13 protein-coding genes are annotated in these 16133 nt (G+C 60.5%); 7 read left to right on the plus strand and 6 right to left on the minus strand.

Translation table 11 applies throughout. The features are described from left to right. Positions 1 to 2 precede the first annotated feature (2 nt). The 7 genes from RBR25_RS03020 to RBR25_RS03050 all read left to right on the plus strand — a co-directional run bounded on the left by RBR25_RS03020 (position 3) and on the right by RBR25_RS03050 (position 8756). On the plus strand, positions 3 to 929 hold the full coding sequence (locus RBR25_RS03020; RefSeq protein WP_432818133.1) for a response regulator: 927 nt from the start codon (positions 3 to 5) through the stop codon (positions 927 to 929). A gap of 189 nt (positions 930 to 1118) precedes the next feature. After that, positions 1119 to 1640: a hypothetical protein gene (locus tag RBR25_RS03025; protein ID WP_432818049.1), complete on the plus strand. Its 522-nt coding sequence runs from the start codon at positions 1119 to 1121 to the stop codon at positions 1638 to 1640. After that, the gene (locus RBR25_RS03030) at positions 1630 to 3006 is read left to right on the plus strand and encodes a Wadjet anti-phage system protein JetA family protein (RefSeq protein ID WP_432818050.1); all 1377 of its coding nucleotides are present in this window, start codon (positions 1630 to 1632) and stop codon (positions 3004 to 3006) included. The genes RBR25_RS03025 and RBR25_RS03030 overlap by 11 nt, the downstream gene beginning before the upstream one ends. 7 nt (positions 3007 to 3013) lie before the next feature. Next, a complete protein-coding gene (locus RBR25_RS03035) occupies positions 3014 to 3643 on the plus strand; it encodes a DUF4194 domain-containing protein (protein ID WP_432818051.1) in 630 nt (209 codons plus the stop codon). Next, a complete protein-coding gene (locus RBR25_RS03040; RefSeq protein ID WP_432818052.1) occupies positions 3624 to 7010 on the plus strand; it encodes an SbcC/MukB-like Walker B domain-containing protein in 3387 nt (1128 codons plus the stop codon). Before RBR25_RS03035 ends, RBR25_RS03040 begins: the two co-directional genes overlap by 20 nt. Next, on the plus strand, positions 6988 to 8178 hold the full coding sequence (locus RBR25_RS03045; protein ID WP_432818053.1) for a Wadjet anti-phage system protein JetD domain-containing protein: 1191 nt from the start codon (positions 6988 to 6990) through the stop codon (positions 8176 to 8178). Before RBR25_RS03040 ends, RBR25_RS03045 begins: the two co-directional genes overlap by 23 nt. A gap of 254 nt (positions 8179 to 8432) precedes the next feature. Next, positions 8433 to 8756 (plus strand): DNA cytosine methyltransferase, encoded by a 324-nt coding sequence (locus RBR25_RS03050; RefSeq protein ID WP_432818054.1) that lies wholly within the window; start codon positions 8433 to 8435, stop codon positions 8754 to 8756. Between the two features lie 87 nt (positions 8757 to 8843). On the opposite strand, the gene RBR25_RS03055 is transcribed toward RBR25_RS03050, so the two are convergent. The 6 genes from RBR25_RS03055 to RBR25_RS03080 form a co-directional block, all read right to left on the minus strand. Then, positions 8844 to 9809, minus strand: a complete 966-nt coding sequence (locus RBR25_RS03055) for a hypothetical protein (protein WP_432818055.1) — start codon at positions 9807 to 9809, stop codon at positions 8844 to 8846. Positions 9810 to 9877: 68 nt separating this feature from the next. Then, positions 9878 to 10063 carry an SPOR domain-containing protein gene (locus RBR25_RS03060; RefSeq protein ID WP_432818056.1) on the minus strand — a complete coding sequence of 62 codons (186 nt, stop codon included), beginning with the start codon at positions 10061 to 10063 and terminating at the stop codon, positions 9878 to 9880. A gap of 70 nt (positions 10064 to 10133) precedes the next feature. Further along, entirely contained in the window at positions 10134 to 10694 is a 561-nt protein-coding gene (gene pyrE, locus RBR25_RS03065) for an orotate phosphoribosyltransferase (RefSeq protein ID WP_432818057.1), read from the minus strand. A gap of 88 nt (positions 10695 to 10782) precedes the next feature. After that, positions 10783 to 12192, minus strand: a complete 1410-nt coding sequence (purF, locus tag RBR25_RS03070) for an amidophosphoribosyltransferase (RefSeq protein ID WP_432818058.1) — start codon at positions 12190 to 12192, stop codon at positions 10783 to 10785. Between the two features lie 115 nt (positions 12193 to 12307). Next, complete coding sequence (locus tag RBR25_RS03075; protein ID WP_432818059.1) at positions 12308 to 13138, minus strand: phosphoribosylformylglycinamidine synthase subunit PurQ; 831 nt, start codon at positions 13136 to 13138, stop codon at positions 12308 to 12310. Position 13139: 1 nt separating this feature from the next. Further along, positions 13140 to 16118, minus strand: coding sequence for a phosphoribosylformylglycinamidine synthase subunit PurS (locus RBR25_RS03080; protein WP_432818060.1), 2979 nt, complete (start codon positions 16116 to 16118; stop codon positions 13140 to 13142). Positions 16119 to 16133: the final 15 nt, after the last annotated feature.

Below are 16133 nucleotides of genomic sequence, written 5' to 3' on the forward strand. Positions count from 1 at the left end.
CCCTGGAACGACTCGACCAGGAAAGTTTCGACCTGGTTCTCATGGACATCCAGATGCCGGAGATGGATGGGCTGGAGTGCACCCGTCAGATCCGCGACCGGTCCGCCCTCAACCACGCTCTGCGCAATCTGCCGATTATCGCCATGACCGCCCATGCCATGGCCGGCGACAGGGAAAAGAGCCTGGCCGCCGGAATGAACGACCATGTCAGTAAACCCATTGACCCCGAACAATTCTACAGGGTGTTAACGGCCTGGCTGGGAAATCGCTGGCGGGGAGCCTTACCCATGGCGACGCTGAGCGACGATGCCGTCGTCCTTCCGGACTCGGTTCATATCGATACCGCCGCCGGGCTGCGCTGCGTAGCTGGCAAACGGCGTCTGTACCGGACCCTGCTCCACGACTTTTACCGGGACAATCGCACGATCGCGGAAAAAATCCGGGAAACGCTGAATGCCGGGGAACGCATGACGGCACAACGTCTGATCCATACCTTAAAGGGGGTGGCGGGGAATATTGGAGCCAAGGGGGTGAGCGAAGCGGCCCGCGAACTGGAACTGGCCGTGATCGCCGGGGGAGAGGGGATCGAAACGCCGCTGCGTGAGCTGGAAAAAAATCTGGCGCCGGTTCTGGAGACCTTGGCCACCTTGCCCGAGGAAGTTCCGCAAAACGCCGCTCATGCCCACGGCGAGATTGATTTCCCGGCACTGACCCGGGATATAGAGACCCTGGCTGACTATCTGCGCCAGAACGATACCGATGCCGAAACCCTTTTCACGTCGATCCGGGAGATTCTGAACCGCCTCTGCCCGGACATGACGGTGGCTTTCGAGGAAAATCTGCTCATCTACAACTTCAAAGGGGCACTGGAAACGCTCGAAAAAATGGCACGGTCCCTGGGAATTCCCCTGTCTGAAAAGGTCGATTAGCCGGGGAGAATGTTGCCGTGGAAACTCCCTTCATTCGCATCTTCGCGAGTTGGTTTCAGGCGCGAGGGACGCGGGTCTTTATCGCTTGAACGGACGAACCAAAACGCCGTCACCGGAAGCGTCACCGGCACCTTTGCTAAAGGTCTCCCTATGTCTCCCGGTCTGCAAAATTAGAAGGGACAAATCGCTATGCCGAACAAAATCTATATCGTCACCATGTACCGGTGGGGACGACGCGAAGCACGCATCTATTTTTTGGATATATGGAGTGATTACGTCCACACCGTGCAAGCCGCTGAAGACGAATATCGCCGGCGACACGCCGGGAAATATGCCGCCGAAATCGTCTGTTGCGAGAACGGGCAGGTGACGTCGGTGATCGGGATTTCCGAAGGGTCCGGTGCCGCCAAGGTTCCGGTTCTCGATCGGCTTGCCAGCCTGCCTGCCGAGGTCATTACGAATTGTCCGGCCTTTTCGTATTGTGTGAATTGTACCGGGACCGCGATTGAACTTCTGGAAACGCTCACCAAACGCAATCTGATGGTCGGGTTTCGCTCATTCCCCTCTCTGTTGACGGGTGAGAACCTCCTAGCGGGGGAATGTTATTGGTTCGACATCCATTCGGCGGATCGAACCTGGTATGCCCTTGGTACCACCATCGCTCAGAAGGTGTACGGTACAGTTTCAAGGATAAACGCCCATGCTGTTTGAACATCTTCCCGACGACATTTTCAAGCCCCTGGCCGGCCCGAACGCCCGGGTGTTCGAGGACGTCCTGCGGATGCTCCACGTCTTCTTCTCGGATGAGGAGCTGTCCAACGAAGGCCTGTCTCCCCGGCGCAAGCTGGTGATCGGGGAGATCGAAGAACTGCTGGCCCGGAAAGGCCGGGTTCTCCGGGCGGATGAGGATAGCGAGGAAGGGGACGCCGACAGCCCGCAGCGGGCGGCGAACTACGTCTATCGGCGGTTGCGGGACACCGGCTGGCTCGAAGAGGAGCCGGACGGATATAACATCAATGTCCAGATGCCGCCGGACGCCAGCACCCTGCTGGATGCCCTGATGGTAATCACCCTGGGCGAGCGGAAGAACTACGGCGGCGCCGTGGCGTCGATCAATTTGCAACTTGAGGCGATCGCCAATGCGCCGAACGATCATGCCCGCGCTTTTATCGAAGTGGTCCGGGCCGCCCGGGATTTTACCCGGCACCTGCGGAACATGTTGGCCGGGATGCGGGGTTTTCAGGAAACCATCGCCCGGCACCGCGATCCCCGGGTTGCCCTGACCTCCTTTTTCGATGATTTTGTCGAAAACCTGCTGATCTCCGACTACAAGACCCTGCAATCCGAGGATAACCCCTTCCGGCATCGAGCGAACGTGATTCGCAATCTGGTGATGATCGAACACTCCCCCGCCTGTCGGGAGGCGTTGGCGAAGGTGTATGCCGAAGATAAAAACCTTTCGTCGGCCAAGGCCGCCGATGTGGTCCAGCACGATATCCGGGTGGTCCAGCGAATATTCGAATCGGTCGACCGACGGCTGGCGGCGATCGACAGCTACCGGAGCCGCCTGGAATCTCGGGTGGCCGAGATGGTTCGGTATCTTGACTGTTCGGTCCCCGAGATCACCACGCGCAGCCTCGATCTGATTCGCCGGCTGGCGGCGATGGAGACGGAAGAAACCCCGGCGACCCGGTGTGTCCAGGTCAAGCTTTTGAGCCTCAAGAGCTTGCACAAACGCAAAAAACGGCGGGTGCCGGCTCCCGTGGACATCCCGGAAAAGGCCGAGGTCAGCGAGGAAGCCAAGAAACTCCGGGAGGCGCGGATGACCTATCTCCGGCGCCGCCGGATGTCTCCCGAGGGTGTCCGGAAATATTTGGAAGCCCAGATGGACGGGAAGGACCGGGTGACTGCCGGGGAACTCCGGATCGAAACCGTGGAAGATGCCGTGGCGTTTACCTTCATCCCCCTGATGACCCGGCATAAGGGGGTGCTGAAAAAATTCGAGGTCCGGTTGACCGGCGAGACCTTGGAAAACGACTGGCTCGAAGGGCCGGACTTCGTGATCGCAAAAAAGTGAGGGACCGATGCTTCATGAACTTGAAAAACTGACCGGCAAGGAAGGTGGCCCAGAGCCGGATGAACTCCGGCGGGCCGCGGAAGTCTTACTGAAACGCCAGTTCCTGTATGCGGACAGGACCCGCGACAAGGGGGCGTACACCCTGGCGGTGCGCTGTCAGGAATATTTCCGCAATCTGTTCGACGCCCTGAACCTGGATTTTCTGGTGGATGTCCGTACCGGTTTCGTGGGGATACTCCCTCGGGGGAACGCCCTGCCGGCGGTGCTGGACGCCGCCAATACGGTGCTGTTGCTTTCCCTGCGGGTCATCTACGAAAACGCCTTGCGGGAGTTCCGGGTGGAGGAAGGGGGACAAGCCCAGATCGACAACCGGCAACTGGATGATTTTTACCAACAACATGCGGGGGTTCCCCTGCCGCCGTTAGGGAAACTCAAGGAGATGCTTTCAGGGTTTTCCCGGCAAGGACTCGTGGATTTCACCACGACGGATGACCGGGAAGTCCTGATTACGGTGCGCCCGGCGATCCGTGAGATCGTTTCGGCGGGGTATCTCGAAGCGTTGGAAGACTATGCGCACGGGGGGCCGGAAGAGCCGGAAACCCTGACTGCCGGGGGGGATGATGAAGAAACTGAGTAGGGTGGTTCTGGTCCAGTGGTATCGGTTTGAAGCCGAGGATGTTCCTATCCTCGGGAACGTGGCGGTGGTCGGCGAAAACGGTGCCGGGAAATCGGCTTTCCTTGATGCCGTCCAGACCGTCTTGACCGGCGGGAACAAAAACCTGCTGGTTCTGAACCGGGGGAGCAACGAGCAGTCGTCCCGGAAGCTCCGGGAATATGTTCTCGGGTTTCTCGGCGATCCCAATGTCCCGCCCCGCCCATCGGCCAACTGCTACCTGGCCCTGAATTTCTACGATGACGAGAGACAGGAGACCACCTGTATCGGCGTGGCGATTTCGGCTTCGCTTTCCGAGCCGGATGATCGGATCGAGGGCCGTTTCATCGCGCCCGGTTTGGTCGGCGGCAAGGACTTGTTTCTTGGACCCGGCCCCGGTGGACTGGTATCCCTGCCGTGGAATCAGGTCAAGGACCGGTTGGAAAGGGCTTGTCCGGATGTTCGTTTCGCCCACTCGGCCGACAGCTTCGTGCGCGATGTCTGCGCCGTCCTGAGCGCCGATCCGACGGTCCCGAACAACCACCGGGACGTCATCAAAGCTCTCCGCGCCGCCCTGCGGCTGGAGAAAATCAGCGATCCGAGTGAGTTCATTCGCACCTACATGCTGGAGCGGGACGACTTGCAGGTTCAGGAGCTGCGGGCGTCCTTGCAGAATTACCGGGATATCGAAGAAAAAACCCGATCCGTCAAGGAACGCATCGGCGAGTTGACCGAGATCGATGGGCTGTGCGCGAAGATCGAATCAGCCCAGGAACGGATGCGCCTGCTCGAATGGGTTTCCCTGAGTGCCCGGCAGGAAACGGAGATCGAAAAAGCCGATCCTTTGCGGGAGCGCATCCAGACCAACGAAGAGACGCTATTGACGTTGGAGACCCAGCGGAAGACCCTGCTCGACGACCAGCAAGGGTGCCGGGACATCCTGTCCGCCAAAAGATACGAGAAGGAAAACCTCGATGTCACGCTCAAAAAAGACCGGTTGACCCTCGATCTTCGGGAAGTCCGGCAGAAGTGGGACGAAAGCAACCGGGATATCCAGTCCGTTCTCCGGCGTGCCCGGGAGTTTGAAAAGCAGAAGCTCGATGGTCTGCCCCCGGAATTAAGCGAAGCCCTGCGGGGTGCCGTCGGCTTGCTGCCGGCGGACAATCTGCTGGAAATCCAGGCGTGGCCTCGGGATCCGGCCCGGCTGGATCGGACCTTGGCGGCGGTGGCCGCGGCCTCTGCCGCCAACAAGACCGCCGTGGAGACCAACCACGAACGCCTGAGCGCCCAAAAGCACGACCTCGATCAGGAATTGACCCGGCTGACCCAGGAAATCCGGGCGCTCGAAGGGGATAAAGCGCCGCTGTCGGCAGATGCCCGCGGGATGATCACCGCCCTCCAGCGCATGGGCATCGAGGCACACCCTCTTTGCTCGCTGGTGGATGTTTCCCACCAGGAATGGCGGGAGACGATCGAAAGCATCCTTGGGGGGCTGCGGGAAGCCTTGGTTGTTGACCCGAGCCAGGTTGAAGAGGCTTTGGCCTTTTTTCGCCGGGAAGGACGCCAGGAGTTTCCTTCTTGCCGGATCGTGACCACCACCCAGACTCCCCAATGGCTTGACCGGATGCAGGCCGGTTCGCTGGCGGAGTATGTCACCACGGAAAACCCCCATGCCCGGGCGTTCATCAACCGGCAGTTGGGCAACATCATGCGCGTGGAGACCGAAAAAGGTCTGCTCGCCCATGACCGGGCGGCTACGGCGGACCGCATGCTGACCACCGGCGGTTACAGCAGTTCGCTGAAACAAGTTCCGTCCATGCTCGGCAAGGGTTCCCGTGAACATCACTTGGAATCGCGGCGGAAAACCCTGGACACCTTGGGGGCGAAAAAACGCCGGGTGGAAGAAGACCAGCAGCAGGCGGCCCGGTTCCTCCGGGTCATGGACGCCCTGACGGACACCGGGTTCCCGTCCATGGTCAACCTCGCCGAGGCGCGGGAATCCGCCAAGAATCGGGAAGACGCGATTCACCAGGAGATCGAAGAACTGAACCGGGATACCCGGTTGCAGGCACTGGCGGTGGAAATCGCCGCGCTCAATGGGCGCATGGCGGAAATCGGCACGGCACTGACCGGGCTGGACACCCGGATGCGAGCGATCGACAAGGAGACGCGAGATGCCGGTGCCGCCCTCGACCGCCTCGAAAATTCTCTCAAACAGCTCGACGGGTTGCTTGCAGCCTCTCGCCGGGGGATCGATACGGCCAAGGGTGCCGATATGCTTGACCGTTACCGGGAAGCCGCTGCCGGCGACATGGAACAGGTCAGGAATCGAGCGGACGGCGAATGGCGAAACGCCGAGGCGGCGGTCGGTAAGACCGGCCCGATCTTCGCCCGGATGAGCGAGTACGCGCTGAAATACCAGAGCGAAGAAGGCCCGGTGGATGCCCCACTGGAAACCATCGAGCAGATCGCCGGCGTGGTCCGGGAGAAAAGACGGCGGCTGGAAGAAACCACCTTGGCCGAGTATCAGGAAAAAGCGGAAAAGACCACCCGCGACATGGAGGAAACCTTCCGCGCCAAATTCGTTGGGCGTCTGGTGGACAAGATTTCGTCAGTCAAGCATCTGATCCTGCACTTGAACAAGACGTTGGAAAAGAACCCGTTTCATGGCGGAGAGGTCTATCGGTTCTACTCCCACGCCAACCCCGAGTTCAAGCACGTCATTGACTACGCCAATGCGGTGCAGGCCACGGCTGGGGCGAACGAGTTCGGCCTGTTCGATCCAGCCAACACCGCCGATAGTCCTCATGCCGCTGCGCTCGAAGCGATCAAGAACGCTTTGATCGACCCTCGCGAAGCGGAACGGTTCCAGGACTATCGGAACTATCTGGTGTTTGAAGTCAAGATGTTCCGGGATGGTCAGGAGGTCGGAACGCTGGACGAACGGATCAAGAAAGGCTCCGGCGGGGAGACGCAGACCCCCTTCTATGTCGCCATCGGTTCCTCCCTAGCTGCCGCCTACCGCATTCGCCACGGCGGGGATTCTCCGGTCGGTGGCATGAACCTGGCGATTTTTGACGAAGCCTTTTCCAAATTGAGCGTCCATACCTGCCAGCAATGCGCCGGGTTTCTGGAGCGCATTGGCCTGCAACTTCTGTTGGCCGCCCCGGACTCCAAGGCGCCGGAGATGGCGGCGATCATGGATCAGGTTCTCTGGCTGGATCGGGACGGTGGGAATGTGGAAATTCTGAATTACCGGATTAAGCCGGAGTTGCGGGCGTTGTTGCAGTCGGATAACCCGTATCGGCAGTCCGTGGGGGAGATTGGCGATGACCAGTTCGGCGAAGAATAACGTTCATGTTCTTCTGACCCGGCTGTTGGATTTCTGGCAAAAGCAGCCGGACAGAAAAATCCGGATCAAGATCTCCAAAATCCGCGCTCCCGAGTATTTTGTCGAGGACGCTGAGGTGCGGGAAGAAATCCACGCCATCCTGACGAACGCCGAGGCTGCCGGAGCCATCTGTCTCGAATGGGGCAAGGGGTATGACCGGCACCTGCTGACCCGGATCGAATTGGTTTCCCCGAAAAAGCTGGCGGCGTTTCTCGGTATGCCGCTGGCCGTCGATGTGGTTTCCTCCTGCCGGGGAACACTGGAAGAGGCAATCGCCAGCACTTTGCCGTGGATTGAAAGTTGGGCGATCGAGCTGATGTCGTCCTGGGGGAAAAACCGCCGCTATAACGGACTCCCCCCGGGTGACATTGAAAACGCCCTCAATCTGGTGCGCATGTTCGATCTGGTGGAATCCGGTGCTCACGGCAACCTGGATTTGCGCACGTTCAGTGTCCGGTGTTTCGGGAACTCGAAAACCGTGGAGGGTCTGCTGTCACAGTTCGCCACCGGCTGGCGGCGCTTTCATCCCACCGAACTGTCCGGCGATGAGCTGTTCGATTCTCTCGGCCTGACCAAGTTCCCTCATCCGGTTCTCCTGAAAGGACCGGTTACCCTGGATATCGGGGAGGTCCCGGTTGATTGCCGGAACCTCCAGCCGTATGTGGGCTTCCCGCCCCAGGCCATCCGGAATGTGACCGGGATTCCCGAGTATATCCTGACCATCGAGAATCTGGCGAGTTTCAACCGGTATGCCGGTGAAATCCGGGACGGCGGAATGGTCCTTTACTCCGGCGGTTTCCCCTCGCCCAATTTCTGCCGGCTGTACCAGCTTCTGGACACCCGGATGCCGAAGGTGACCCCGTTTTATCACTGGGGGGATATGGACGAAGGGGGCGTCAAGATTTTCGCCTTTTTGGAAAAACAGTTGCATCGGCCCCTCCGGCCGCACCTGATGACCCGGGAGCTTCTGGCGGAACGGGGAACTTCGAGTCCGCAGGTGCGGAAGCGGGGTCTTCTGAGCGCCGGAAATGGTTCGACCACGGCTTCCGGGCTGGCCGGGATGATTCTTGAGACCGATCCCCCGAATACCCTGGAACAGGAATTGGTGGACCCGGTATCGCCGGGATAGCCTGGGGAGAAAAAAAGCACAGACCGCTTCGGTTCCCCCATGCGGTTTTTTTGTGACCGAATAGCGAGCGCAAGCCCCTGACTTTAAACATGAGGTGGTTCAGAAAAGACGTCTGACCAACTTCGACAAAGAGGACAATATCGCCCCTTGTCTCGAAAACGCGATCGTGGCAATCAAGGCGGCGACCCCGGTGTCGGAAGAAATTAAAGCCGGGGCGCAAGCTTTTAGCGAGAAGGATTGCCAATGAAGTAAGGGTGTGTAGCGACATCAAAGCTTCGACGGTGGAATGGGGTTCCTTGGGATGGGAACCGCAGTATTTCAGCGAAGTCGACCCCTTTCCATCCGCCGTCCTTGCGGTCTCTCCCGCGACCGCCCTTGCCGAACACTATTGTAGATGTGGGGATATGACCCGATTCAAGGTGTGGAACGATGCAACTCTCGATGTCCTCATTGGAGGCCCCCTCTGCCAGATCTTCTCCGTCACCGAACTCCGAGAAGGACTGGATAACCCGCGTGGCAACCTCATGCGCACCTATCTTGCCATTGCTGACCGATATCGGCCCCGCTGGCTGGTTTAGGAAAACGTCCTCTGTTGGAAGATAGGACACTGGGGAAGGGATTTTGGCACCTTCTTCGGGTGTTGGGGTAACTCGGTGCTTCACCGCTTACAGATTCCAGCCCCAGTATTTGAGAAATACGGGGAAGTTGCGCAGGTCCGAGGGCTGCCGTGCCCAAGGCTTGAGGCTGGTATAGAAAAGGATGCCGTCCTCTTGGTCGCGTCCCAGTTTTTTGTCCTCGCCGACCCGCCAGTCGAAGGCCCACCAGCTCATGAAAAGCCGTTCCCAGGGTTTCCGGCTGTCCTTGACGTAATCGCGGCGGCCACCCTCGGTTTCGTAGAAGGAGGTCGAGGCGCCGTCGGGCAGCCCCAGTCCCTCCAGAACCTTCAGCGGCTTGACCGGAGTGGGAACACGCTGATAGTCCGCGGGGTTTCGCCCGTCCGCCAGCCACAGATCCATTACCCGGTGGGTGTCCTTCTGCAGCAAAAGATGCAGGCGCGAATGAGTCGGTGACCCTTCGCCGTAATCCAGATAGCCGGGCAGGCTTTCGCCGTGAACCTTCCGCCGTCCCCGCTCCCAGCCGGGGGGAAAAGCCGCTTCATCGAGGTAGGAGGTGGGGGTGAAGGCGAGAGAGCAACCGCAGGTGTGCAAGGTGGTGAAGAGTACCGGTTGCCCCGACTCGTTGAGGGTGACGATCACCAGCAGACCGACATTCCTCCCCCAGCCGAGATGGGTTGCGGGCACCTTTTCGAAATGCACCCGGTAAGTCAGGTTCGTATAGCTGCCGCGCGCCGTTCGGAAAGAGGTCTGGCGAGCATACAGGGTCGGCTGTTCGCTGTCGACGTAGACCTCTTCCGCCCCGTCGCTGATTCGCGCCGCCACCGTACCGATGCGGTTATGGGAGCGGCCGGGTTCTTCGACAACGAAGACCGGTGCCTGCCGGCTGAAATGCCAGGAATCGGTCTGGGCGACGTAAGCGCGCAGGGAATCGGCGCGGGGATGCTGAGGCAGTCCCGACGCGCAACCGACCAGCAATCCGCTCCAGAGCAAGATGAGTTTCAGCGATAAGCGCATGGCCCGTCTCCCGAGGAATTTATTTTCAAGATCATAGCCGATACGGCCGCTTCCGCCAAAGAGGAACGTCATCCGCGGTTCCCGGTTTCGCTGGTGCCGGTCCGGTCCCCTGGTTCAATCCAGTAAAACTGCTTGTGTCCTCCGCGACTCAACTGGGTGAGTTTCGCCTCGGCCTCCTCCCGTCGGGGATAGCGCCCGACCAGAAAACGCCCGCCGTTATCATCCTGCCGCCAGAGTTCGAACCGCTGCGTCATGTCTTGACCCCGATGTACGAAAGGGGCGTTAAAGAACGCCCCTTTCGTAGATTCATGCTGTCGCGCGGGATTACTTGCCGACCACCTGGGTGCGGGTGAAAACGGCGCGCAACACCATCCCCTGCCCTTCGATATTCTCCCGGGCGCCTTCTTCGCGGTCGACCAGAGTGACGATACCGACCACTTCCAGCCCTTCTTCCCGGGCCCGGTCCACCGCTTTCATCGACGAACCGCCGGTGGTAGTGACATCCTCGACGATCACCACCCGCGAGCCCTTGGGCAGGTTCTTGCGCCCTTCCAGCCACTGGCCGGTGCCGTGACCCTTCGGCTCCTTGCGGATGATGAAGGCAGGCACCGAGGTGCCGTCGAGCTGGGCGGCGATGGAAGTGGCGGTGGCGATGGGATCGGCACCTAAGGTCAGTCCACCGACGCCGTGGATCGGCCCGGCGAAGGTCTTGATTTCCTGCCAGAAAGCCTTGCCGACCAGCAGGCCGCCCCGGGCGTGGAGAGTGGTCTGCTTGCCGTCGAAATAGAAATTGCTCTTGCGTCCCGAGGCGAGGGTCACTTCCCGTTCTTCATAGGAAAGCTCCCGAATAATCGCCATCAGTTCGTCTCTCTCCGCCTGTGTCATAAAAATCCTCCGCATGGATAAAGAATCGGGCGCCGCCATGCGCCACTCGTTTTAAAAAAATCTCGAAAAACTCATCCGTTAAGGCCGATCAAAACAATCCCAACTGACTGTCGTCCTTGAGGCGCGGAAACCGCACCGGATAGCTGCCGCTGAAGCAGGCGTCGCAATAGCCCTTGCGCCCGCCGATGATCGGTGCGCCGGCGGCGGCGTGCATCCCCTCCAGGGAGAGATACCCCAAGGTGTCGGAGGTGATGTAACGATTGATCTCCTCCACGGTGTGAGAGGAGGAAATCAGCTCCTTGCGGGTCGGGGTGTCGATGCCGTAAAAGCAGGGGAAGCTGGTCGGCGGGCTGGAGATGCGCACATGCACCTCACGGGCGCCAGCGTTGCGGATCATCTTGATAATCTTACGGGCCGTGGTGCCGCGAACGATGGAATCGTCGATGACCACCACCCGCTTCCCCTCGATGATCTCCCGCACCGGGTTGAGCTTGATCTTGACCCCGAAATGGCGGATTGATTGTTGCGGCTCGATAAAGGTGCGTCCCACGTAGTGATTGCGGATCAGGCCGAGTTGGAAGGGAATGCCCGATTCCTCGGCGTAACCAATGGCCGCCGGCACCCCCGAATCGGGAATGGGAATGACCAGGTCGGCCTCAACGGCGTGTTCCCGGGCCAGTTGCCGGCCGAAATCCTTGCGTACCTGGTAGACCTGCTGGCCGAAAATGGTGCTGTCGGGACGGGCGAAATAGATATGTTCAAAGATACAGGGGGATGGCTCGGTCTGGGCGAAGGGGCGGAAGGATTGCAGGCCGGTCTTGTCGATGAGAATCATCTCCCCCGGTTCGATCTCGCGGATGAACTGGGCCTCGATGAGATCAAGGGCGCAGGTTTCCGAGGCGACGATGTAGGCGCCGTCGAGTTTGCCGAGAACCAGCGGCCGGAAACCGTTGGGGTCACGCACCGCCAGCATCCGGGTTTCGGTGAGAAAAACCAGGCTGTACGCCCCCTTGACCTGGTTCAGGGCCATGGTCACCCGATCGGTGAGGGAATCACACTCGGAACGGGCAAGGAGGTGGATGATGACCTCGGTATCGGCGATGGTGGAAAAGATTGAGCCTTTGCGCTCCAGGTCGTTGCGCACTTCCTGGGCGTTGACCAGGTTGCCGTTGTGGGCCACGGCAATGCTGCCGCGATGGTAATCGACGAGAATCGGCTGACAGTTCTTGAAATCGTTTCCTCCCGCCGTCGAGTAGCGCACATGGCCGATGGCGCTCTTGCCGGGAAGATTCTCGAAGACCGAATCGTGCTTGAAGACGTCGGCGACCAACCCCATCCCCTTATGGGCATGAAGCCGGGTGCCGTCGGAAGCGACAATACCGCAGCTCTCCTGGCCGCGATGCTGGAGAGCGTAAAGGCCGAGATAGGTCAGATTGGCGGCTTCAGGATGGCCATAAATGCCGAATACGCCGCATTCATCGTTGAATTTATCAAACATGCGCCAGGAAAGCTCCTCGGGACGACCCGTTAAAAAATTGAAAAAAGTTATTATTTGAACGGAGGTTAGAACCACATTGACGATATCACGGATGAACTTTTGAAAGCGACCCCGCCTAGAGCAGTTCCGCGCGGATGAAGTTCACGGCGTTGCGGTAGAGCCACAGCCCCATCCCCTCTTCCGGCAGATGCTCCTCCCGGGTCCAGCGAGGATGATGGGTACGGTGGACATAGGCCTCGGGATGGGGCATGAGTCCGAAAACCCGCCCACTGGGGTCGCAGACGCCGGCGATGGCATGGGTCGAGCCGTTGGGATTGAGGGGATAATCCATCGTCGGCACGGCGTAATCGGCGTCACAATACGTGAGCGCCGCCAGATGAGCGGATTCGATACGCTCCAGAACCTGGGGCACGCGTACCAGAAACTTGCCCTCGCCGTGGCGCACCGGCAGGTAGATGCCGGTCAGCCCCCGGGTATAGACGCAGGGGGAAGCGGGGTCGACCTTGAGATAGGTCCAGCGATCCTCGAAACGGCCACTATCGTTGTGAGTCAAAGTCGCGGTTTGGGTGCGAAAATCGCCGTCCAGGGCGGGAAGCAGCCCCATCTTCACCATCAGCTGAAAACCGTTGCAGACCCCCATAACCAGCTTGCCCGCTTCGATAAAGCGATAGAGCTGGTCGGCCAGGCTCTCCGCACTCCCCTTGACCGGGGCATGGCGCAGGCGGTTGGCCCCGGCCTTGGCGCTGCCCAAGTCGTCGCCGTCGAGAAAGCCCCCGGCGAGATTGAGAAAATGGTAGCCGTCGAGTTTGACCCGGCCGGCCAGCAGTTCGGCGATGTGGACGATATCGGCGACCTCGGCTCCGGCCAGGCGGCAGGCATTGGCCACCTCCCGCTCACAGTTGGTGCCGTTACCGGTAATGACTAGGGAACGAACCTCTTTCGCCATCTTACAGCTCCCGCAGAGGCGCCTGCCAGGCCTCTTTCAGTAGATTATTGGAGACATCGAGCAACATCCGTCCGGCGCGACGCAAGACCAGACGCTGTTCTTCGGTCACTTCGCCCAGGCAAGCCAACGCCTGGCCGGCGAAAAGGCTCTCGAAGCGCCCGCGCTCTTCGGGACGAATCGTGACCAGCAACCGGCTTGGCGATTCGGAGAAGAGCAGGGTGTCGTCGCGCAGCTCGCCCTCGGCAACGACGGCGTCGAGTTCGACGCGCAGGCCAAAGCCGCCCGCAAAGGCCTTCTCGGCTAAGGCCACGCCAAGACCGCCGTCGGAAAGGTCATGGCAGGAGCGCACCAGGCCCTCCCGCTGGGCGGCGTTGAGGGTCCGGTAACGGGCCAGGGCCGCCTGTGCGTCGACCTTGGGCACGTTGCTCCCCAAAAAACCGAGTTCCGAATAGTATTCGGAGCCGCCGCACTCGTCGCGGGTTTCGCCGAGCAGATAGAGGAGATCGCCGGGACGTTTGACATCCATGGAGACCGCCTTACGCACGTCGGCAATCTTGCCGATGACGGAAAAGAGCACCGTCGGCGGAATGGAGATCTTGGTGTCGCCGATCTGGTAATCGTTCTTCATCGAATCCTTGCCCGAAATCAGCGGCACACCGAAGGCCAGGCAATAGTCGTACAGGGCCTTGTTCGCCCGCACCAGTTGGGCGGCCTTGTATTCGCCGTCGGGTGTTTTTTCGCTTTTGACCGGGTCGCACCAGCAGAAGTTGTCGAGACCGGCCACATGCTCGATATCGCCGCCCACCGCTACATAGTTGCGCAGGCCTTCGTCGATGGCGCAGGCCATCATGTGATAGGTGTCGATATCCGAATAGCTCGGACAGATGCCGTGGGAAACCACCACCCCTTCGAAGGAATCGAAGAGCGGGCGGAAGACGGCGGCGTCGGAGGGGCCGTCGTTGGCGACCCCGACCAGCGGCTTGATGACCGTGCCGGCCTGAACCTCGTGGTCGTAACGGCGGATGACGCTCTCTTTCGAGCAGATATTGAGCCGTCCGAGAAGCTTGGCCAGTTCGGCGCCAAGGTCGGCGGGGACGGGGAAGACCGGCTCGACCGTTGACGGCGGCGTCCATTTGGCGGGAATAACCATCTGTGGCACGCCGCCGTGGAGAAACGCCATAGGCAGATAGGCCACGGTTTTCCCTTCGTAGAGGCAGTGGAAATAACCGGAATCGGTGAAGACGCCGAGAGCGACGGCTTCCACATCCATCTCCCGGGCGAGCTGGATGAATTCTTCCAGCTTGTCCGGCGGCACCGCCAGGGTCATGCGCTCCTGAGCTTCGGAGATGAGAATCTCCCAGGGCTGGAGACCGGGGTATTTGAGCGGGGCGCGGTCGAGATGGAGCTCGAAACCGCCGGTGTCCTCGCTCATCTCCCCCACCGAGGAGGAAAGACCGCCGGCGCCGTTGTCGGTGATGGAATTGTACAACCCGCGGTCGCGGGCGATGAGCAGGAAGTCGAACATGCGCTTCTGGGTGATGGGATCGCCGATCTGCACGGCGGTTACCGGCGAGCCTTCGTGCAGCTCCTCCGAGGAGAAGGTGGCGCCGTGGATGCCGTCCTTGCCGATGCGGCCGCCGGTCATGACGATGTGATCGCCGACCTGGGCCTGTTTCTCGTGGCAGGGCTTGCCGTTGAGGATGCGGGGCATGAGCGAGGCGGTGCCGCAATAGACCAGGGGTTTGCCGGCGAAACGCTCGTCGAAGACGATGGAGCCGTTGACCGTGGGGATGCCGCTCTTGTTGCCGCCGTGCTCGACCCCTTCGACCACCCCCTCGAAGATCCGCCGGGGATGAAGCAGCCGGGGCGGCAGGGGTTTCTCATAAAAGGGCGAGGCGAAACAGAAGACGTCGGTATTGAAAATCAGCCGGGCACCCATGCCCGTTCCCATGCCGTCGCGGTTGACCCCGACGATGCCGGTCAGGGCGCCGCCGTAAGGATCGAGGGCGCTCGGCGAGTTGTGGGTCTCGACCTTGAAGACCACGCTCCAGTCGCGGTTGAATTCGATGACCCCGGCGTTGTCCTTGAAGACCGAGAGACAGAAATCCTTTTCCCCCTTGGCTGCGCGGATGTCGCGGGTGGCGCCGACGATGTAGGTCTTGAAAAGGGAATTGATGCTTTCCTTGCGCCCCTGCTCATCCTCGTACTCGATGCGCGCCGAGAAGATCTTGTGCTTGCAGTGTTCGCTCCAAGTCTGGGCCAGCGCTTCAAGCTCGACATCGGTGAGCTTGGCGCCAAGGCCGACGTCGGCCCGGACCCGGGCAAAGCCGGGGTCGGCGACATGGGCCTGGATCGTCTTCATCTCGTCGAGATTGAGGGCGAGCATGCCGTCACGGCTGATCTGCATAAGCGCCTCATCGTCGACGTTAAGATTGATCTCTCGCACCTCGGGACGGGCGTCGCCGGTGACTTTGGGGGTCGTGACCCGCACTCCCTTATCCCGATTGAACTCGGCGGCGGTAACGATATCCCAGCGCTGGATCAGGCCGTTGCCGAGAAAGCCCGAGGCGATGCGCTCGGCGGCCGCTTTATCGATTTGCCCCTTGAGCAAATACTGCACCGAGGTGTAGACCGCCTCGCCGGCGGCGAAAGGACGACCGGTGAGATACTGGATCGCCTCGCGGGCGGTGCGGCCGACGTTGTCGGTCACGCCAGGGCGGAAGCCGACCTCGATGAGCACGTCGAAATCCCGGGCCAGCGGGCGGTTGACCGCATAGTGCTGGATCACCGGATCGGAGAGGGGCCCGGCGGCGGCCGCCTCGATTTCGGCCTCGGCCAGGGCGGCGTCGACGGTATAAACATCCAGGGTACGGACCTGCTCCAGTTCTATGCCGAGATGCTCCCTGATTTCGCGCCTGACCCGCTCACCGCGAGGGTCTTTGACGTCATCCAGCAATCCGACTACGATTCTCCAGGCCATGAATACTCCTCGGGC

The organism is Trichloromonas sp. (assembly GCF_034006665.1).
Taxonomy (GTDB): domain Bacteria; phylum Desulfobacterota; class Desulfuromonadia; order Desulfuromonadales; family Trichloromonadaceae; genus Trichloromonas.

Bases quoted from the DNA above. Each gene is read 5' to 3' on its own strand.
- RBR25_RS03055 (WP_432818055.1), bottom strand. From the start codon at position 9,809: ATGCGCTTATCGCTGAAACTCATCTTGCTCTGGAGCGGATTGCTGGTC.
- RBR25_RS03080 (WP_432818060.1), bottom strand. From the start codon at position 16,118: ATGGCCTGGAGAATCGTAGTCGGATTGCTGGATGACGTCAAAGACCCT.
- RBR25_RS03040 (WP_432818052.1), top strand. From the start codon at position 3,624: ATGATGAAGAAACTGAGTAGGGTGGTTCTGGTCCAGTGGTATCGGTTT.
- RBR25_RS03035 (WP_432818051.1), top strand. From the start codon at position 3,014: ATGCTTCATGAACTTGAAAAACTGACCGGCAAGGAAGGTGGCCCAGAG.
- RBR25_RS03045 (WP_432818053.1), top strand. From the start codon at position 6,988: ATGACCAGTTCGGCGAAGAATAACGTTCATGTTCTTCTGACCCGGCTG.
- pyrE (WP_432818057.1), bottom strand. From the start codon at position 10,694: ATGACACAGGCGGAGAGAGACGAACTGATGGCGATTATTCGGGAGCTT.
- RBR25_RS03030 (WP_432818050.1), top strand. From the start codon at position 1,630: ATGCTGTTTGAACATCTTCCCGACGACATTTTCAAGCCCCTGGCCGGC.
- RBR25_RS03075 (WP_432818059.1), bottom strand. From the start codon at position 13,138: ATGGCGAAAGAGGTTCGTTCCCTAGTCATTACCGGTAACGGCACCAAC.
- RBR25_RS03060 (WP_432818056.1), bottom strand. From the start codon at position 10,063: ATGACGCAGCGGTTCGAACTCTGGCGGCAGGATGATAACGGCGGGCGT.
- RBR25_RS03025 (WP_432818049.1), top strand. From the start codon at position 1,119: ATGCCGAACAAAATCTATATCGTCACCATGTACCGGTGGGGACGACGC.
- purF (WP_432818058.1), bottom strand. From the start codon at position 12,192: ATGTTTGATAAATTCAACGATGAATGCGGCGTATTCGGCATTTATGGC.